Source organism: Pseudomonas sp. TKO26 (assembly GCF_003225665.1).
GTDB classification, from domain to species: domain Bacteria; phylum Pseudomonadota; class Gammaproteobacteria; order Pseudomonadales; family Pseudomonadaceae; genus Aquipseudomonas; species Aquipseudomonas saponiphila.
The window spans coordinates 51,951-69,926 of the sequence record NZ_QKLN01000002.1 but is presented as its reverse complement, the minus strand read 5'-3'; the positions used below and the strand labels follow the sequence as shown (position 1 = coordinate 69,926).

Genomic DNA, 17,976 nt, shown 5'->3' with positions numbered 1-17,976 from the left:
TTAAAATTTATTAGATTTACTTAATACAAGGCCGACTCATAATCCTCCCAGAACCGCACAAAGGCAACGCCCCGCCTGGCGTGCCGCCCTGGAGGATTTCATGAGCGACCACCATCACAACTACAACGCCGGCCAATGGCTCAAGGGCGCCAGCGAGATCGAGAACCGCAACCCGTCGGACACCCGCGACCTGATCGGCCTCTACGCCCAGGCCTCCCGGGCGCAGTTGGACACTGCCATTGCCGCCGCCAGCGAGGCCCAGCAAATCTGGGCCCGCAGCGGCATCGAGCAACGCTACAAGGTGCTGATGACCATCGGTCAGGAGCTGATGCAGCGCTCCGCGGAAATCGGCAGGACCCTGTCCCGGGAAGAAGGCAAGCCGATGGCCGAGGGCGCCGGCGAGGTGTACCGCGCCGGGCAGTTCTTCACCTACTACGCCGCGGAAACCCTGCGCCAGTTGGGGCAGACCGCCGACTCGGTGCGCGACGGCATCGAGATCGATATCCGCCGTGAACCCATCGGCGTGGTGGCGATCATTTCGCCGTGGAATTTCCCCATGGCCACCGCCTGCTGGAAGATCGCCCCGGCCCTGGCCTTCGGCAACGCCGTGGTGTGGAAGCCGGCCAACCTGACCCCGGCCAGCGCGGTGATGCTCAGCCAGATCATCGCCCGCCAGGACTTGCCCAAGGGCCTGTTCAACCTGGTGATGGGCGCCGGTTCCGAGATCGGCCAGGCGCTGATCGAGCACCCGGGCATCAGCGCCATTTCCTTCACCGGTTCGGTGGACGTGGGCAAGGGCATCGCCGCCTCGGCCGCCGCCAACCTGACCAAGGTGCAGCTGGAAATGGGCTCGAAAAACGCCCTGGCGGTGATGGACGACGCCGACCTCGACTTGGCGGTGAGTTGCGCGGTGAATGGCGCCTTTGGCGGCACCGGGCAGAAGTGCACCGCGTCCTCGCGGCTGATCGTGCATGAAGGCATCCACGATGCCTTCGTGGAAAAACTGCTGGCAGCAACCCAGGCGCTCAAGGTCGGCCATGCCCTGGAGGCCGGCACCCAGATCGGCCCGGTGGCCAGCGCCGCACAATTGGAGGCCAACCTGGCGAACCTGCAACTGGGCCAGCAGGAAGGCGCCGAACTGCTCACCGGCGGCCAGCGCCTGGAGCTGGAAAGCCCCGGTTACTACCAGGCACCGGCGCTGTTCATTGGCGGCAGCAACGCCATGCGCATCAACCGCGAAGAGCTGTTCGCACCCATCGCCTGCGTGATCAAGGCCGGCAGCTACGAAGAGGCCCTGAGCCTGGTCAACGACACCCGCTTCGGCCTCACCGCCGGCATCATGACCCGCTCCCTGGCCCGCGCCAGCCACTTCCGCCGCCATGCCCGGGTCGGCTGCGTGATGGTCAACCTGCCCACCGCCGGCACCGACTACCACGTGCCTTTCGGCGGCCGTGGCGACTCCAGCTACGGCCCGCGCGAGCAGGGGCGTTCGGCGGTGGAGTTCTACACCCACGTGAAGACCGGCTACATCGCCGCGGGGGCGCCACTATGAGCCTGCCCCAGACCTTCGCCAGCCGCGGCCCGCGCATCGATGCCATGCAGTACGACAACTGGTCGGAAAAGATCTTCCAGCAGATGCGCGAAGGCGGCGTCGATGCCGTACACGTGACCATCGCCTACCACGAGACCTTCCGCGAAATGGTGGCCAATATCGAAGCCTGGAACCGCAGGTTCCAGCGCTACTCGCACCTGATCCTGCACGGCAAGTGGGCCAGCGACATTGCCCTGGCGCGGCAGACCGGGCGCACGGCGATCTTCTTCGGCTTCCAGAACCCCTCGCCCATCGAGGACGACATCGGCCTGGTGGAAGTGGTGCACAGTCTCGGCGCGCGCTTCATGCAGTTGACCTACAACAACCAGTCGCTGCTGGCCACCGGTTGCTATGAACAGGAAGACCCGGGCCTGACCCGCATGGGCAAGCAGGTGGTGCGGGAGATGAACCGGGTCGGCCTGGTGGTGGACATGTCCCACTCCGCCGAACGCTCGACCCTACAAGCCATCGAGCACTCCGAGCGCCCGATCGCCATCACCCACGCCAACCCGGCGTTCTGGCACACGGCGCTGCGCAACAAGTCCAACACCGTGCTCAAGGCCCTGGGCCAGAGCGGCGGCATGTTCGGTTTCTCGCTGTACCCGCACCACCTCAAGGACAAGAGCGCCTGCAGCGTGCAGAGCTTCTGCGAGATGATCGCGCGCACCGCCGAGCTGATGGGCGTCGAGCACCTGGGCCTGGGTTCCGACCTGTGCCAGGACCAGCCCAACAGCGTGGTGGACTGGATGCGCGTCGGCCGCTGGACCCTGGACGTCGACTACGGCGAAGGCTCCAAGGCGCAGCCGGGCTTCCCCGACCAGCCGGCCTGGTTCCGCGACAACCGCGACTTCCACAACATCGAGTCGGGCCTGCACGGCGTGGGTTTCAACGCCCAGGAAGTGGCCGCGATCATGGGCGGCAACTGGCTGCGCTTCTTCGAGAACAATTTTGTTCCGGCCAAGGCCCAGGCAGGTGCCGCCGTCCACTGTCACGAGATCGCGGTCTGAGGCCCCCGACTGTTTCCCGATTGTCCTGACGTCCGGCCTGAACAAGGTCATCGCCACGCACTAACAACAAAAAATGCGCCCATAACAATTATTAGCGATCGACAACGCAACACGGAGGCACCATGGAAATTCCGAGCGAAATCAACGCGGGGATCAACACCCGCGCGCTGGGCAGCCGCGCCGCTGGAACCCTCGACTGGTCGATTTTCTGGATCAGCGGAGGCTTCTTCCTGCTGTTCCTGATCATTGCCCTCATAGACCTGAACACCCTGTCCAGCCTGATTGGCAGCGCCTTCACCTGGAGCACCCGGTTCTTTGGCCTGTACTGGCAGGTACTGATGCTGGCCACCTTCGGCGCCAGCCTGTACATCGGCTACACGCGCCTGGGCCGGGTGCGCCTGGGTGGCGTCGGACAAACCCCGAGCATCAGCACCGTCAATTGGGTGTCGATGATCATGTGCGCCCTGCTGGCCGGCGGCGGCGCCTTCTGGGCCGCCGCCGAACCGATGATGCACTTCATCAACCCGCCACCGTATTTTGCCGCCGCAGCCAAGACCGACGGCGCCGCCGTCGCCGCGCTGTCGCAATCGTTCCTGCACTGGGGCTTCATGGCCTGGGCGGTGCTCGGCAGCCTGCTGACCGTGGTCTACATGTACCTGCACCACGAAAAGAACCTGCCGCTGATGCCGCGCACCCTGCTCTATCCGCTGCTGGGCGAGCGTGCCCTGAAGGGCCCGATCGCGGTGTTCGCCGACGCCTCGGCGATCATCGCGGTAGTGGCCGGCACCATCGGTCCGGTGGGTTTTCTCGGCCTGCAGATCGCCTTCGTCCTGCACTCGGTGTGGGGCGTGCCCAACACCATCATGGTCCAGGCCATGGTGATTCTCTCGGTGACGGTGATCTACACCCTGTCCTGCGTGGTGGGCCTGGGCGGCCTGCGTCTGGTGAGCAAGGTTCATGTGTGGCTGATGCTGGGCCTGGCGGCGTTCCTGTTCATCTGTGGCCCGACCCTGTTCCTCAGCGAGACCTTCGCCCAGAGCCTGGCGGTGCACGTCACCCACTTCTTCCAGACCGCCCTGTACCGCGACGACAGCGCCTGGCTCAACAGCTGGACGCTGTTCTACTGGGGCTGGTTCATCGGTTACGCGCCGATGATGGGCATCTATGTGGCCAAGGTCTCTCGCGGGCGCAGCATCCGTGAGGTGATCACCCTGATGTCGGTGGCTGCACCGCTGATCACCATGCTCTGGTTCACCCTGGTGGGCGGCACCGGAATGGGTGTTGAATTGCAGACAGCGGGCAAGGTCATCAGCCACGGCGTGCAACCCGAAGCGCTGCTGCTCGGCGTGGCCCAGTCGATGCCCCTGCCGAACCTGATTTCCGCGCTGTTCCTGTTCCTGAGTTTCTTTTCGGTGGTCACCAGCGCCGGCTCCATGTCCTACACCGTGGCCATGGCCATCAGCAGCGACCACGACGAATCCCCAGCCTGGCTGCGGGTGTTCTGGGGCGTCGGCATGGGCTTGGTGGGGGCGACCCTGATCACCCTCGGCGAGGGCGGCATCAGTGCCCTGCAATCCTTTATCGTGATTACCGCGGTGCCGGTGTCATTGCTGATTCTGCCGGCGGTATGGGACGCGATCCGCATCGCCCGGCAGATGGCCCGTGATCAGGGGGTGCTCTGAATGAACCTGCGACCACCCGCCAGCGTCATGAAGGCGGCGCGCCTGGGGGCCTTCCACCAGTCCCGGCTGTCGTTCATGCGCCAGTTGCTGCGCCGGCTCAAGGCAGAAAACTGGCAGTTCCAGCGCCCGCTGTGGACCCTCGACAGCCAGGGCGTGGGCCGTGCGGTGTACACCGCCACCGGCCCGCAGCGCAGCTACAGCCTGGTGGCCTTCGCCCATGACCTGGACCCGGCACTGCGCTCGGACCGGGTCATCGCCACCGCCTGGGATGCCACCTTCGCCCTGTTCGACGGCATCCCCGACGCCGCTGACCTGGACCGCCTGGAGGCCAATGTGCCGAAGCAGGAAGCCGGGCGCATTTCCTCCCGCGAGCTGTGCATGGCCCGGGCCAACCGCTCGGTGCGGCTGTTCGAGCATGTGGTCGAGGCCCTGGCCGCCGGCCGCCAGCCGCAGCGCGAGTTCATCGATGAAGTCGGCTACCTGATGCGCACCACCGCGGTCTACGGCAGCGGCAAGTTCGGCGCCGCCGACCGTGAAAGCATCGCCCAGCGGCCGGAGCTGGCGGCACCGTTCCAGGCGGAAATGCTCACCGTGTTCCTGATCCGCGCCTTCACCCTGGACCTGGTGGAACACCTGGCCCAGGCCCGCGCGCCCCAGCAGGCGGTGACCCTGGAACCGCAACTGCGCCGGCGCTTGGGCATCGGCAACTCCACGGGGCTGGGCATGGCGCCGTTCCTGCTGAACCATCCGGTGCTCTTGAACAACTGGGTGCAGGCCCGGGAAACCGCCCTGCAACGGGTACGCGCCGTGCGCCAGCCATCGGTTGCGGAGCGCCAGCAGTTCGCCGAATTCCTCGCCCGGGCCCAAGCCGGCATCGGCCACTGGCACTCCGAGCACGAACTGCAACACGGCCGCATCCTGCAACTGCAAAGCGACCTGCAGCGCCTGGAACACCGTCTCGCCAGCGGCATCCTGGAACAGGATTCCCCCTGGGACGAACTCTATCGCTGGGCCGAAGGCGCGCTGTCGCTGGAGGCCCAGGAATGCCTGGTGTCGCTGCTGCTGGAGCCTTACGGGCACCTGGTGGACGAGCTGGGCGCCGGCATGCAGGCCGATGAGCAGGCCAGCTTCAGCGTCGACGGCAGCATGAGCATCGGCCGCCTGCGACAGATACTCGATGAGCACTACTCCTGGGTCGCGGCCATCGACTTTTCCAGCGAAGCCAGCCGCGCGCTGTTCTGGTACGTCTCCGAGGAAAAGCTCGAACCGCGGATCGGCCAGCGCTTTTCCGAGCCCGGGCAAGACCTGGAACAGCCCCTGGCAGTGGCCCGGGACATCGCCCAGTTGCAGGCCGCGCTGCCGGGCTGGGACGACTCGCAAAGCGTCGCCAGCTTCCTGCTGCGACACCCGGAACACCGCCACAGCCTGCGCCGGGTGCAACTGGCCCCAGCGTTCCCCTACGCCGACATCCAGGACAACCTGATCGACCAGGCGCTGCTGCCCATCGACCTGCTGCGCTGCAAGCTGTCGTTCTTCGGCGCCACCCACTTCGACCCGCGCTCGGATCGCTGGGTACGCATCACCCTGTACAAGAACGCGCCCTTCCCCCATGAGCTGGGGCAGGTGGCCGCGGATGACTGGTCCTACCCCAACCTCGACAGCCAGGAGCAACGCCGTGCATGCCTCGTTGAATGAAATCGAAAGCCTGTGCAAGAAAGCCGCCCGCGGTGCCGGGCTGTCCTGGGGCCTGGCCGAGGAAGCCGGCAAGGCCGCGCGCTGGCTCTCGGCCCACGGCCTCGACGGGCCCGGCTTGCTGGCCATGCAACTGCGACAGAATGACGGCTGCGCCTACCAGCAACTGGCCCCGGATGTCAGCGCCGAGCCCTGGCAGGTGCCGGGGCATGCCCTGTGCCCGCTGATCGCCGGGGCGACCCTGAGCGACCACGCCTACCTGCTGCGCAGCAACGGCCGCATCGAACTCCGGCAGGTGGCGCACCCGCAACTGCTGCTGCCCTTTGCCAGCGCCACCGCGCGCCAGCTCGGCCTGTGGCTGGAACTGTCCTGGAACGGCTGCTGCCTGAAGTTTTCACCCTCAGGCGAAGCCTGGCTGGTACGTGCGCAGCACCTCGGCGCCGCCACAGCCGCCCAGGTGCGCTGCGCTCGCGTGGCCCCTGGCGGCACCCTCGGCAAGCCTCTGGCGGGCAGCATTCCGGACCTGGGCGACAGCCCCCAGCACGACCTCGATCACCTCGCCGCCCGCACCTATGTGCCGGCCTCCGAAGCCTCGCGCCTGCTGGGCGCCGGGGCCGGCCTGAGCGACAACAACTGACCTTTCCATCCTTGAACCCACGGACCTCGACATGACCTCATCCCTCCAGCGAATCGGCACCACCGCGCGTTTCAGCCAAATCGTCATCCACAACCGGACCGTCTACCTGGCAGGCCAGGTTTCACAATTGACCGAAGGAGACATCCGCGCCCAGACGCAGGACGTGCTGCAACAGATCGACGCCCTGCTGGCCAAGGCCGGCACCGACAAGGGCCGCCTGCTCAGCGCGCAGATCTGGCTCAAGGACATGGCCGACTACCCGGCCATGAACCTGCTCTGGGATGCCTGGCTCGAAGGTGTCCAGGCACCCGTGCGGGTTTGCGTGCAGGCGCCCATGGCCAAGCCGCACTACCGCATCGAAGTGTTGGTGATTGCTGCGCAACCGGCCTGAATCAGCTCAGCCCTGACCCTGTCTCGGCGGCCACCAGCGCCCGCTCCATGATCAGCGTCAGCTCCTCGCCCTCGTAATGCTCGCGTACCCGGACATACCCCAGGCGTGCATAGAAGCCTTCGGCAGTGACCGCCGAGGGCACCACCAGCGAGGCCAGCCCCGCCTGCAACGCCGCCTGCTCGACCGCGGCCATCAGTTGCCGGCCCAGGCCATGGCCGTGGTAGGCCGGATCAACGAACACCGAACGCACCGCGCGCCCGTCGAGGCTGGCGGTGCCCAGCAGTTTCCCGTCCACCAGGGCGACGAACATTTGCCGACGCCGCATCAGTTGCAGGACGGCGTCCGGGGTAAAGCTGTCTTGCACCCGCTCGATGACACTGGCGGGATAGTCCTGGGCATTGCTGGTGAGCAAGGCCGCCAGGATCACCCGGCTGATTTGCGCGGCATCGGCCTGCAAGGCCGGACGAATTTGACACTCCATGACCACTCCCTGGTTTCAGCACTGACGGTCCTGGCGAAAATACGGCGCGCCCGGCCAGCCGCCAAGCTTCATTGCAACTGAAACACCAGGCAAGGATTGTCATTCAACCGCCCTTCATACACCGGCTGCTGGTTTTCCAGCGAGGTGCCCTGGAGCTTCTCTCGATCCTTGCGCGCCACGATCACCCATGAACCGTGGGGCAGTGCGTCCAGCTCTCCGGGGGCGTCGCCGCGAACGAACAGCGGCTGCTCGTCGTAGTCCAGGTTCATCATGTAGCGCACGGCCCAGGTGTCCTGGCCCAGGTTGAAGAACACCAGGGGCCCGTGTTCGGCCGCGCGCAGTTGCTCCACATCACGGACAAAACCCTGGGTGTCGAATTGCCGGTCCTTGGCCGGGTCCACCACCGCTACCAGTAGCGTCCATTGCGCCGCCAGGGCCAGGGCGCTGAGCAGCACCAGGCGCCGCCCGAAGCTGCCCCGGGTGTGGCGCCAGCAGTACAGCGCCAGCAGTTGCAGCACGACGAAAATGCAGATCAGCAGCGGCATCGACACCGGCGGCCAGTAGCCGTGCTTGTGCCAGCTGTGTTTGAGCACGAACAGCACCAGGATGCACAGCCCCGGCAGCACACCCACCAGCCACAGGTAGGCACTGCGCACCTTGCTCATCCGGCCCCGGACCATGAGCAGGCCGTAGGCGGCCACCGCGGCGAACATCGGCACCATGGGCAGGATGTAGTAAGCGCGCTTGAAGTGCGGCACCGACAGCCCCAGCAAGATCATCAGGCCGCAAGCGCCGAGCCGCAGTACCAGGCGCAGTTGCGGGTCGACATGGCGCCGGAACACTTGGCTGCGCAGCATCCACAGGGTTACCAGGGCCAAGGGCACCACCGGGAAATAACGGTACAGCGCCAGCTGGAAGTAGAAGTAGAACGGCTCGCCACTTTCATCCAGGCGCCCGCTCACCTGCATGTTGTAGACCTGATGGACAAAGGCCTCGCCGCCGCTGACATGGGCCAGTTGCATCAACAGCCACCAACAGCCGGCCAGTACCAGCAGGCCGCCGCAGCCGTAGCCGAGCACGCGCTTGAACAAAGTGCGGCGCGCCTCCTGGGTACGGCTGTCGCCCAGCAGCCAGTAGGTGCAGACCACGCCACAGACCTCCACCAGCCCCAGTGGCCCGCGAATGGCGAAGGCCAGGGCGAACAACGGCAGCACCAGCAATGGCCGCAGCCGCGAGCCGCGCTGTTCGCCGCTGTGCAGCAGGTAGAAGGCTCCCAGGCACAGCAGCGAGATCATCTGGTCCAGGCACACCGAGCGGGACTTGTCCAACAGCTGGCTGGTCAGCGCCGTCAGCAGCACCGCCAACAGCGCCCAGGTGCGGCCCATGGGCGCCAGCAGGCGGTACAGCAGCGCCAGGACCCCGGCCGAAGCCAAGGCGGTGGGCAGGATATTGGCCAGGTGATTGGGGGCGCCGAAGAGCTGGGCGAACAGGTAGCTGAAATAGGTCGCTGTGCCCGGGTAATCCGGATACGGCTGGCCGTAAGTGGTGGGGAACAGGCTCGGCCCGTGGCGGAACATTTCCTGCAGGAACAGCGCCCAGCGCCCGTCGAAACCCTGGGGCTGCTGGTCCCAGATGCCAAAGGTGAACAGCAGCAGGGCCGCCAGGTAGATACCCCAGGACTCAATCCCGAAACGCGTTTCTCGAACCATCTTCGCCCCGTCAGAAAGTGCCGTGCCATGGGCCCGGCGTAAGGCTGGACATGGTGCGCGCGCACCCACTGAACGGTGACTGAACGAGAATAAAAAAACCGCCTGCGCCGCCGACTGTCGCCGCTGCCGAGCCCGCGAGGCGGCGAAAAGGCCAGCAGGGCCTTGCCTGACGGTTTCCAGGCAAACCTCTGATGACCGCAAGCCCCCTGCGTCTGATGCGCAGCCTGCGGCAGCGGCTACAGGGAGCGACGTCCCAAGCTCGAAAACCGGCGCCAGTCGAACTGCCCCACCGCCAGCGCCAACAGGATCAGGCCCATGGAAATCCCGTCATCGATGCCCACTGGCTGCTCCAGGATCAGCACCGACCCGGCCATGCCGAACACCGGAATCAGCAACGACAGGGGCGCCACCCGCGAGACCGGATACTCGCGCAGCAACAGGTTCCAGCCCCAGTAACAGAAGTGCGTTGCCACATAGACCTGGAACATCAGCGACAGCAGCGCGCCGACGGACACCTGCCCGGCCAGTTGCAGAAACGGCGCACTTCCATGGCTCAACCAGGTCAGTGCCAGCAGGGGCAACGGCGCGAACAGGCTGGCCCAGACCACGAAGGCGAACACCTCCCGCACCCCGCAGCGCTTGATGATGACGTTGCCCACACTCCAGCTGAAGGCGCTCACCAGCAGCAAGGCGTAACCCAGGCTGGTGGCGTGCCCGGGGCTAGCGCCGATGATCCGCAACAACCCCCACAGCGCAATGGCCGTGGCCAGAACCTGCTGCCAGCGCAGGCGCTCGCCGAACAGCAACACGCCCCAGCCCAGGGAGAAAAAGGCGCTGAACTGGATCAACAGCGAAGCCGTGCCCGGCGCAACGCCCTGATCGATTCCCAGGTTGATCAGGGCCCACATGGCCACGCCGAAAATCAGCCCGTAGGCCGCCAGCCAGCCAAACCCCACTTGCGGGCGCGGCACCAGGAATACCCAGGGCAACGCCGCGAGGGTGAAACGCAGGGCGGTGAGCAGCAACGGATCGATAGTCGCCAGCCCTAGCTTGGTTATGGGGAAGTTCAGGCCCCACAAGGCCGTTACCAGAAGGGCCAGGAACAGGTGTTTTTTCTGCATGTCGTGCGGTCCAGGAAAGGCGGCCGCGAGCAAATCCCCGGCCGGGGCCGAACTATCGCTGCAGCCCGTCATGGCCCGCTTGCAGTATCAGGTCAACTATCAGTAGATTCGGGCCATGCAGCCTATCGCTATCGACCCTTACGACAATACCCCTCGGGATGTGGTGGTCAGTGCCATCGACTACCCCGACGGCCTGTACTTCGCCGAGCACCAACACCGCCGCGGGCAGTTCGCCTATGCCGCCACCGGCGTGATCAGCGTCTTTACCGCGCAGGGCAACTGGGTGGTGCCACCACAACGGGCGATCTGGGTGCCGGCCGGGGTGACTCACGCCATGCACATGAGCGGCCCGGTGACCATGCTCAACACCTATGTGCGTGCCCGGGCGGCAAAGCGCCTGGGCTTGCCGGAGCAGTGCCAGGTACGGGAAGTGTCCGAGTTGCTGCGCCAACTGCTGCTGCGGGCCATGCACCTGCCTGCGCTGTACGCCAGGGATGGCATGCAGGGGCAGTTGATGAACCTGCTGCTGCATGAAGTCGCCAGCATGCCGGCCTTGACCCTCAATGCCCCGCTGCCGAACGAGCCGCGGTTGGCCAGGGTCTGTCGCGAGCTGCTGGAACAGCCGTCGCTGGAGTTGGGGATCGATGCCATCGCCGAGCGCGCGGCAATGAGCCGTCGCACCTTCACCCGGCTGTTTCGCCAGCACACCGGCATCAGTTTCGTCGAATGGCGCCAGCAGGCCTGCCTGTTGGCGGCCGTGGTGCGCCTGGGCCAGGGCGAGGCGGTAACCCGGGTCGCCAGCGACCTGGGCTACAGCAGCCCGAGTGCCTTCAGCAGTGTATTTCGCAAGGTCCTGGGCGAGACGCCCAGCCGCTACTTTGCCCGGGCCCGGGTCTGAATGACCCGAGCCTGAGCGACGCCGCGCTACAGGAACACGGCGGACAACATCCCCAGCGCCCCAAGGCAGCAGCCGATCAAGGCACCACGCCCGGGGGCCTGCTGGAACAGTGCCCAGATCACCAGCGGCTCCAGGAGCAGCAGTGACGTCACCGACACCACGGTGATGATCCAGATATCGCCCACCGCCACATAACCCAGCCAGTAGGCCGCCAGCAGGCAGATACCGCCCAGGCACATGATCAGTACCGGCAGCGCCAGTTCGGCACCGGAGGTGTTGCCGGAATGGGCCAGCCGCGCCACCACCACCTCACTGTAGATGGCGCAGAACTCGCCCAGCACCATCAGCCCTACAGCAGAAACTCCGAGTAATTCTTTGGACATGTAACAAACCCCTTGGTATTGAGAGCCCGATTTTTCAGCTCCCAGGCATTGATCGCTCCGCTGACGGAGCCTGTATCTCGATGCGCAGGGGTACGGGGCAACTCGGTCATAGTCAGGAACTTGAACATGTCCATCTCCTTCTGGGTGGGTGAGGCAAACCAGGCCCGTGAACCGTCGACGGGCCGCTGCCTGTATAAGGGATTTGCGCCCCCGGCGTCATCCGCCACGGGCATTGACCGCGAAAAAAACACGCAAACTCCACAATCAAAAGGCCTGCCTGCCGATAGCCTGGGTCCGGTCATCCTCAGCCTGAAGCCCGAGCCCAGCATGTCCCAAGCGCGCCAATCCGTTCGCACCCTGAACCGCGGTCACTGGATCGCCACCTACTTCATCGGCGTCACCGGGCTGGCCCTGGCCCTGATGCTGGTGCTCAACCTGATGCTGCTGAGCAGCAGCCAGAATCCGTGGCAAATGCTGCTCGACTCCCTGTCGTTCAGCGTGGCGGTGCTGCTGGTGGGCCTGGTGCTGATTACCCTGATCGCCGCCTTGCCGTGCATCCTGTTCTTCTGGCTGGCCCAGCGCTATTCCTGGCGTCAGCTGTGGATCTACCTGGTGAGCGGAGCCCTGGCGGCGCAGTTGGCCATTCCCGTGATGACCAAGCTGCTCCCCGAACTCTTCAACCTGCCGTACGGCGTCAGCCCTGTGCTGCACTATTTACAGCAGGCCTCGATGTTCGGCGGCTGCGGGGTGTTTCTGGGGGGGCTGTTCTGGTGGCGCAGCGGCCGTCACCTGCGCTGAACCGAGCCTTTATTCACCACCGGCCCGGCGCCAGGGAATGCCTCCCCTGGCCAAAGCCAAAGCAGCCACCCATATAGCGATCCTTGCCATGTCCAGAAAATCCCCATCCCATCGCAGCGTGCAACCGGAAGACTGGTTTGCCGCCTACTTCATCGGCGCCACCGCCCTGGCCACGGTCCTGGCCTTGCTGCTGATGCTGCTGATGCTGGCCGGCGCCGGCGCGTTGAACGGCGACATCATTCTGCAGACGCTGTTCGTCGGCCTGGTGACCCTGGTCGTCAGTGGCGTGCTGATCGGCATTCTCACGGCGCTGCCCTGCGCGCTGTTCTTCTGGCTGGCCCAGCGCTTTGCCTGGCGCAACGTGCTGATCTACCTGTTCAGCGGCGCCCTGGCCGCCATGCCGACCATCCCTGTGGTCGCCAGCCTGGCTCCCTCCAGCTTCTATACCGACCGCGACGAGGATCAACCGCTACCCGACGGTTTGCCGCGCTACCTGCCGCTGGCGCCATTGTTCGGCTGCTCGGGGGCTTTTCTGGGGCTGGTTTTCTGGTGGCGCAGCGGCCGTCACCTGCGCTGATCAGCGCCCCTGCACCCCACCCCCGTCGGAGCCGGCTTGCCGGCGAAGAGGCGCTCCAGTCCTTCGCCAGCCTTGATCACGCCTGCTCCCAAGCCAGCGCCGACCCAGCCGGCGTCTACAACGAGGCGCTGGGCTGCTCCTCACGGGCCACTACCACCTTGCCCGACAGGCCGCCCTGCTCCACACGGGCATGGGCCCGGCGCAGACTGTCGGCGTTGAAGGGGCTGATGACTTCATTCAGGGTGCTGCGAATCACGCCCTGGTCCAGCAACTGCGCCAGCCGATTGAGGATGTGGTGCTGCTCGATCATGTCCGGGGTCTGAAACAACGCCCGGGTGAACACCATCTCCCAGTGCAGGGACACGCTCTTGGCCTTGAGCGGCAGCGCATCGAAGAAGTCGTGATCGTCGATCAGCGCGAGATGGCCGTGGGGCGCGATGATTTCGCTCAGCTCGGCATAGTGCCGTGCCGTGTGGGTCAGGGCGGCGATATGGCTCAGCGGCGGCAGGTCGAGGGCGGCCACTTGCGGCACCAGCGAGCGAGAATGATCCAGCACCTGATGGGCCCCCAGGTCCAGGCACCACTGGCGGCTGTCCGGCCGCGAGGCGGTGGCGATCACCGTCATTCCGGTCAGCTGGCGCGCCAGTTGGATCAGCACCGAGCCCACGCCACCGGCGCCGCCGACAATCAGCAGCGTACCCCGCCGAGACAGATCGCCGGGCACCCGGCCCAGGCGCTCGAAGAGCAACTGCCATGCCGTCAGCCCGGTCAGCGGCATGGCCGCCGCCTGGGCAAAGGACAAACGCTCGGGCTTGTGCCCCACCAGGCGTTCATCGACCCGGTGCAGCTCGGCATTGGCGCCATCGCGGGTGAAGGTGCCGGCGTAGAACACCGCATCCCCGTGAGTGAACAGGGTCACCGCGCTGCCCACGGCGCGGACCACGCCACTGGCGTCCCAGCCCAAAGTCCGCACGTGCTCGGGCACCCTGACCTTGCCGGCGCGGACCTTGGTGTCCAGCGGGTTGACCGACACCGCCTCGACCGCCACCAGCAGGTCATGGGGTTCGAGTACGGGTTCGGCCTGGTCCAGGTCGTAAAGGGCTTGGGGATCGGACAGCGACGAGCCTTTGAGGTAGGCGATGGCCTTCATTGCAGAGCTTCCTTGGCGTTGGAAAGCGCCCACTTAAATCCCTCATGCCCTGCTCGCACAAGTAGGGTACTTTTGCGTACCTGCTACGCAAAAGGACCGTCAGGCGATGAAAAACAAACACTACCAGGACATTCCGGGCTGCCCGGTGGAGGTCACCCTGGACCTGATCGACGGCCGCTGGAAAGGCGTGATCCTGCATCAGTTGCTGGCCAACGAGTTCCTCCGTTTCAACGAGCTGCAACGTCGCCTGCCGGGGATCTCCCAGCGTCTGCTGACCAAGCAACTGCGCGACCTGGAAGGCGCCGGCCTGGTCTTGCGCACGGTGTACGCCGAAGTGCCGCCACGGGTCGAATACCGCCTGAGCGGGGAAGGCCGCTCGCTACAACCGGTGATCGAGGCGCTGTCCGCCTGGGGCCATGGGCGCATCCAGCGCCGCCGGCAGGAAGCCGCCCTCCTGTAGCCCTCATTGAAGTGGCCATCGAGATCAGCGCGCTGGGCATTGGCTACCCCCTCTACGAGCAGCTGTTCCCGCACGCCGTGGCCGCCTACCTGAACGCCCCGGGATGACTGGGCCGCGCTCACAAAAACCGACTATTTCCTCCTACATGTTCACAATTTGTTAAGACTTGCCTCCGTATACTTTGCCGCTTGCCCGCAGCCTTCCGGCTGCGCCTCTTGACCTGCCGGCGCACCACTCATGTCCCGACCCGCTCCGCTGTTGTTCCTGCTGACCTGCCTGCTGTTCTTCTTCGCCCTGGGCAATCACCAGTTGCAAGGCTCCACCGAAGCCCGGGTGGCCGGGATCGCCATGGAAATGCACCTGGATGACGACTGGGTCACGCCGCGCCTGTTCGGCACGCCGTTCCTGGAGAAACCACCGCTGAGCCTGTGGCTCGACGCCAGTGCCATCCGCGCCTTCGGCGGCACGCCCCTGGCGGTGCGCCTGGCCTCGGCCTTTGCCGGGCTGTTCAGCGTGATGCTGCTGTACGCCATGCTGCGCCGTTTTGGCCGCCCGGCCACCCTGGCGGCTGTGGCGGGCTTGATGCTGGCGACCATGGCCAGTTACTGGAGCAACGTGCGCGGCGTGGGTGAGGATGCCCTGCTCAGCCTCGGGGTGACCCTGGCGCTGCTGGCGTTCTTTCAGGCCCAGCGCCGTCAGGCCGAACAGCAACCGGCGCTGCTGGCCTGGCTGGCCTTCGCCGTGGGTATCGCCATCGCCACCCTGAGCAAGGGGGTGCTGGGCCTGGCCATGCCGGGGGTGGTGATCTTCGCCTACCTGCTGGCCGACAGCCTGATCGAGAAACGCTTCAGCTTCAGCCAGTGGCTGCGCCCCGGATTGCTGACCCTGCTGGGCCTGGTGCCGCTGATGATCTGGCTGTACATGCTCTACCAGCGCGGCGGCCTGCAAGCCCTGGGCGAAGTGCTGTGGACCAACAGCGTCGGGCGCTTCGACGGCTCCTTTGTCGAGGCCGGGCACTACGAGCCCTTCTATTACTACCTGGCCAAGCTGCCCCAGGCCTTCCTGCCGTGGAACATCCTGGTCTACCTGGGCCTGTGGCACTTTCGCAAGACCCTGGTGCAGAACCGCTACTTGCTGTTCTTCAGCCTCTGGTTGCTGGCGCAGTTCACCCTGCTGTGCCTGGCCTCCAGCAAGCGCACGGTGTACCTGATGTCCCTGACCCCGGCAGCGGCGGTGCTGGCGGCCGAGTACGGGGCGGTGCTGTACCAGCGCCTCGCGCAGCGGGCCCAGGGAGCGGGGTTCTGGAGTGTGGTGGGGCGCCGGCGTCGGGCCCTGGCCATCGCCATCATGAGCCTGATGGTTTGCGCCTACCTGGCGAACGCCCAATGGGCCGCGCCCCGGGCCGACCGTGAACTGTCCTTCGTCCCGGTGACCGACCAGATCATGGCGCTGCAGGCCAGCGGGCATCAGCTGGCGCTGTATCAGGCCAACGAGCGCATTGCCGGGGCCAGCGTGTTCTACACCCAGAGCCTGCTCAAGGACCTGCAGACCGAAGCGCAGTTGCAGGCCTTTCTTGCCGAATCGCCGCAGCATGTGGCCCTCATCGGCGGCGACCAGACGCCCAAGCCGCCGTTGCAGATCCTCAAGACCATCATGGTCAGCCGCCAGGCCTACCACTTCGTCAGCCTCGCGCCGGGCCAGTGACCCACCAATGAAAACGGCACCTGAATCAGGTGCCGTTTGTCTATCCGGGCGAGGCTTACTGAGGGTTCTTCAGCTTGACCACATCGCCGGAAACCTTGGTGGTGTAGCCGCTCAGGACCCAGGCCCAGAACCAGTTTTCCTGGATTTGGGTATTGATCAGCGCATCGCCGCCCTTGGCCTTGATCGCCGCGGTCTGCGCGCGGACGAAACGGCTGTTCTGCTGGATCGGGATCACTCCGAACAACATGATGCCGGTGGCGGTCGCTTCACTGTGACCGATGACGGTGTACTGGCTGCTGTCCAACTGCTGGGTTTTCATCGGGGTGCCGGTGCAGCCCGCAAGAACCAGACCGAGACAGGCAGAGGCAACGACTTTGCTGATGTGTTTCAAGGCTTAACTCCATGAAAAAAACATCCGGGATTCATTTCCCGGGCGCGGCACTTTACCCGCGGGGGGGAAAAATGCCCATCCCGAGACAGGCTCCCCTTGAATCCTTTCCCGCTGATACCCGCTCACCGCCCTTGAAACCATGACTCCTGCCCATTGACGGGCATTTCCCAAAAGGAGTCAGTCATGACCATCACCGTTACCAGCACCACCCTGGACCAGGCCGTCGCCCAGAAGCGCTTCGACGATGCCTGCCGCTATCTGCGCCAATCCGACCTGGCCAACTTCCTGATCGACGAACTGATTGCCGTCAAGGAAGAGCTGATCGTGGAAGTCACCAACTCGTCGGCACCAGACAAGACCGATCGCTGGATTCCCCCAGCCACCAGTTCCACCACCTCCGCCGGGCGCGTGGTGTGGAACCTCAAGTCCCAGGTGTACGCCATCGAGAAAAAATACAAGCAGCCAGACCTGAGCAATTTCCAGAAATTCCTCGCGCTGTTCAGCAGCGACCGGGTCGAGCGGCTGTCCCCGGCCCTGGTGCTGATGCATGAGCTGGGGCACGCCTGCCAGTTCCTCACCAACAAGGCGGAGTTCCGCAAGCAACTGGCGAACAAGAACATCCTCGAAGTGGAAAACATCAACGTCAACGCCATCGAAAACACCGTGGCCAAGGAGCTGACGGCAAAAAACAACAAGGAAGGCCTGCGCTGGGACTACCTCGACGCCCGCTAAGCCTTGCCCTCCGGCGGCGCCCCGTCGCCGGAGGATTTCCCTGTGTTCGTCTCAGGCCTGTGCGGCCTGGAAAAGGAGTTGCCCCATGTTGATTCTGCGTTCACTGATCATCGCCCTGAGCCTGCTGGCCAGCGCCGCCCACGCCCTGGAAACCACCGGTCTGCCGCCCGCCACCCTCAAGGCCTACGCCGCCACCCTGAGTAGCGTCGCCGGCAGCAGCCAGTGGCAACAACTGTGGAAGCGCTCCAGGGACCAGGGCGCGTTCAATGCCCAGGGGGAGCAGCCGCGCTTTACCGTGTCCCAGGACAAACTGCCGGACATGGCGCGCAGCACCCTGAGCAATGCCACCAGCGTGACCGCGCAAAACACTACCCAAGCGCTGTACCGCTATGAATTCTCCACGGCCATCGGCCAGGCCCGGGGCAAGTCCCTGAATGCCATCTGCCTGCTGGTGGACTGGCGTTCACTACCCAGCGGCACGCGCCCCGAGGACACCAGCCACATGGGCAATGCGAGCCTGCTGCAAACCTACCCCTGCCCCTGATCCCGGCCAGCCGCCCAGGTCCGGGACC

At 65.3% G+C, this 17,976-nt stretch carries 19 protein-coding genes; 13 read left to right on the top strand and 6 right to left on the bottom strand.

The window, feature by feature from the left end; genetic code table 11:
- Positions 1 to 100: 100 nt before the first annotated feature.
- The 6 genes from DNK59_RS03540 to DNK59_RS03515 all read left to right on the top strand — a co-directional run bounded on the left by DNK59_RS03540 (position 101) and on the right by DNK59_RS03515 (position 7,000).
- Complete coding sequence (locus tag DNK59_RS03540) at positions 101 to 1,552, top strand: aldehyde dehydrogenase family protein (RefSeq protein ID WP_110722294.1); 1,452 nt, start codon at positions 101 to 103, stop codon at positions 1,550 to 1,552.
- Positions 1,549 to 2,598, top strand: coding sequence for a membrane dipeptidase (locus tag DNK59_RS03535; protein ID WP_110722293.1), 1,050 nt, complete (start codon positions 1,549 to 1,551; stop codon positions 2,596 to 2,598). The genes DNK59_RS03540 and DNK59_RS03535 overlap by 4 nt, the downstream gene beginning before the upstream one ends.
- Before the next feature lie 122 nt (positions 2,599 to 2,720).
- Positions 2,721 to 4,280 (top strand): BCCT family transporter, encoded by a 1,560-nt coding sequence (locus tag DNK59_RS03530; protein ID WP_110722292.1) that lies wholly within the window; start codon positions 2,721 to 2,723, stop codon positions 4,278 to 4,280.
- Positions 4,281 to 5,975, top strand: coding sequence for a hypothetical protein (locus DNK59_RS03525; protein ID WP_110722291.1), 1,695 nt, complete (start codon positions 4,281 to 4,283; stop codon positions 5,973 to 5,975). It abuts the gene before it with no gap.
- Positions 5,956 to 6,609, top strand: coding sequence for a DUF3726 domain-containing protein (locus DNK59_RS03520; protein WP_110722290.1), 654 nt, complete (start codon positions 5,956 to 5,958; stop codon positions 6,607 to 6,609). Before DNK59_RS03525 ends, DNK59_RS03520 begins: the two co-directional genes overlap by 20 nt.
- Positions 6,610 to 6,640: 31 nt before the next feature.
- On the top strand, positions 6,641 to 7,000 hold the full coding sequence (locus DNK59_RS03515) for a RidA family protein (protein ID WP_177431201.1): 360 nt from the start codon (positions 6,641 to 6,643) through the stop codon (positions 6,998 to 7,000).
- 1 nt (position 7,001) lies between these two features.
- On the opposite strand, the gene DNK59_RS03510 is transcribed toward DNK59_RS03515, so the two are convergent.
- The 3 genes from DNK59_RS03510 to DNK59_RS03500 all read right to left on the bottom strand — a co-directional run bounded on the left by DNK59_RS03510 (position 7,002) and on the right by DNK59_RS03500 (position 10,311).
- Positions 7,002 to 7,481 (bottom strand): GNAT family N-acetyltransferase, encoded by a 480-nt coding sequence (locus DNK59_RS03510; protein WP_110722288.1) that lies wholly within the window; start codon positions 7,479 to 7,481, stop codon positions 7,002 to 7,004.
- A gap of 68 nt (positions 7,482 to 7,549) precedes the next feature.
- On the bottom strand, positions 7,550 to 9,190 hold the full coding sequence (locus DNK59_RS03505) for a glycosyltransferase family 39 protein (protein ID WP_110722287.1): 1,641 nt from the start codon (positions 9,188 to 9,190) through the stop codon (positions 7,550 to 7,552).
- 236 nt (positions 9,191 to 9,426) lie between these two features.
- Positions 9,427 to 10,311: an EamA family transporter gene (locus DNK59_RS03500; protein WP_110722286.1), complete on the bottom strand. Its 885-nt coding sequence runs from the start codon at positions 10,309 to 10,311 to the stop codon at positions 9,427 to 9,429.
- Positions 10,312 to 10,426: 115 nt separating this feature from the next.
- On the opposite strand from DNK59_RS03500, the gene DNK59_RS03495 reads away from it, so the two are divergent.
- Complete coding sequence (locus tag DNK59_RS03495; protein ID WP_110722285.1) at positions 10,427 to 11,209, top strand: helix-turn-helix domain-containing protein; 783 nt, start codon at positions 10,427 to 10,429, stop codon at positions 11,207 to 11,209.
- Positions 11,210 to 11,235: 26 nt separating this feature from the next.
- Here the strand turns inward: DNK59_RS03495 and DNK59_RS03490 are convergent, their stop codons facing one another.
- A complete protein-coding gene (locus DNK59_RS03490) occupies positions 11,236 to 11,553 on the bottom strand; it encodes a hypothetical protein (protein ID WP_016965022.1) in 318 nt (105 codons plus the stop codon).
- A 366-nt stretch (positions 11,554 to 11,919) separates the two neighbouring features.
- On the opposite strand from DNK59_RS03490, the gene DNK59_RS03485 reads away from it, so the two are divergent.
- Both DNK59_RS03485 and DNK59_RS03480 read left to right on the top strand, forming a co-directional pair.
- Positions 11,920 to 12,390 (top strand): hypothetical protein, encoded by a 471-nt coding sequence (locus tag DNK59_RS03485; RefSeq protein ID WP_110722490.1) that lies wholly within the window; start codon positions 11,920 to 11,922, stop codon positions 12,388 to 12,390.
- Positions 12,391 to 12,478: 88 nt separating this feature from the next.
- Complete coding sequence (locus tag DNK59_RS03480; RefSeq protein ID WP_177431200.1) at positions 12,479 to 12,967, top strand: hypothetical protein; 489 nt, start codon at positions 12,479 to 12,481, stop codon at positions 12,965 to 12,967.
- A 115-nt stretch (positions 12,968 to 13,082) separates the two neighbouring features.
- On the opposite strand, the gene DNK59_RS03475 is transcribed toward DNK59_RS03480, so the two are convergent.
- Positions 13,083 to 14,117: a zinc-binding alcohol dehydrogenase family protein gene (locus DNK59_RS03475; protein WP_110722283.1), complete on the bottom strand. Its 1,035-nt coding sequence runs from the start codon at positions 14,115 to 14,117 to the stop codon at positions 13,083 to 13,085.
- Between the two features lie 106 nt (positions 14,118 to 14,223).
- On the opposite strand from DNK59_RS03475, the gene DNK59_RS03470 reads away from it, so the two are divergent.
- Positions 14,224 to 14,577 carry a helix-turn-helix domain-containing protein gene (locus DNK59_RS03470; protein ID WP_110722282.1) on the top strand — a complete coding sequence of 118 codons (354 nt, stop codon included), beginning with the start codon at positions 14,224 to 14,226 and terminating at the stop codon, positions 14,575 to 14,577.
- Between the two features lie 237 nt (positions 14,578 to 14,814).
- Positions 14,815 to 16,281, top strand: coding sequence for a glycosyltransferase family 39 protein (locus DNK59_RS03465; protein WP_110722281.1), 1,467 nt, complete (start codon positions 14,815 to 14,817; stop codon positions 16,279 to 16,281).
- A 55-nt stretch (positions 16,282 to 16,336) separates the two neighbouring features.
- On the opposite strand, the gene DNK59_RS03460 is transcribed toward DNK59_RS03465, so the two are convergent.
- The gene (locus tag DNK59_RS03460) at positions 16,337 to 16,672 is read right to left on the bottom strand and encodes a hypothetical protein (RefSeq protein WP_016965014.1); all 336 of its coding nucleotides are present in this window, start codon (positions 16,670 to 16,672) and stop codon (positions 16,337 to 16,339) included.
- Positions 16,673 to 16,855: 183 nt separating this feature from the next.
- Here DNK59_RS03460 and DNK59_RS32055 point away from each other — a divergent pair, with 183 nt between their 5' ends.
- Together DNK59_RS32055 and DNK59_RS03450 are read left to right on the top strand one after the other, a co-directional pair.
- A complete protein-coding gene (locus DNK59_RS32055; protein WP_256596286.1) occupies positions 16,856 to 17,404 on the top strand; it encodes a hypothetical protein in 549 nt (182 codons plus the stop codon).
- Positions 17,405 to 17,489: 85 nt separating this feature from the next.
- Positions 17,490 to 17,948 carry a hypothetical protein gene (locus tag DNK59_RS03450; RefSeq protein WP_092319427.1) on the top strand — a complete coding sequence of 153 codons (459 nt, stop codon included), beginning with the start codon at positions 17,490 to 17,492 and terminating at the stop codon, positions 17,946 to 17,948.
- Positions 17,949 to 17,976 lie beyond the last annotated feature (28 nt).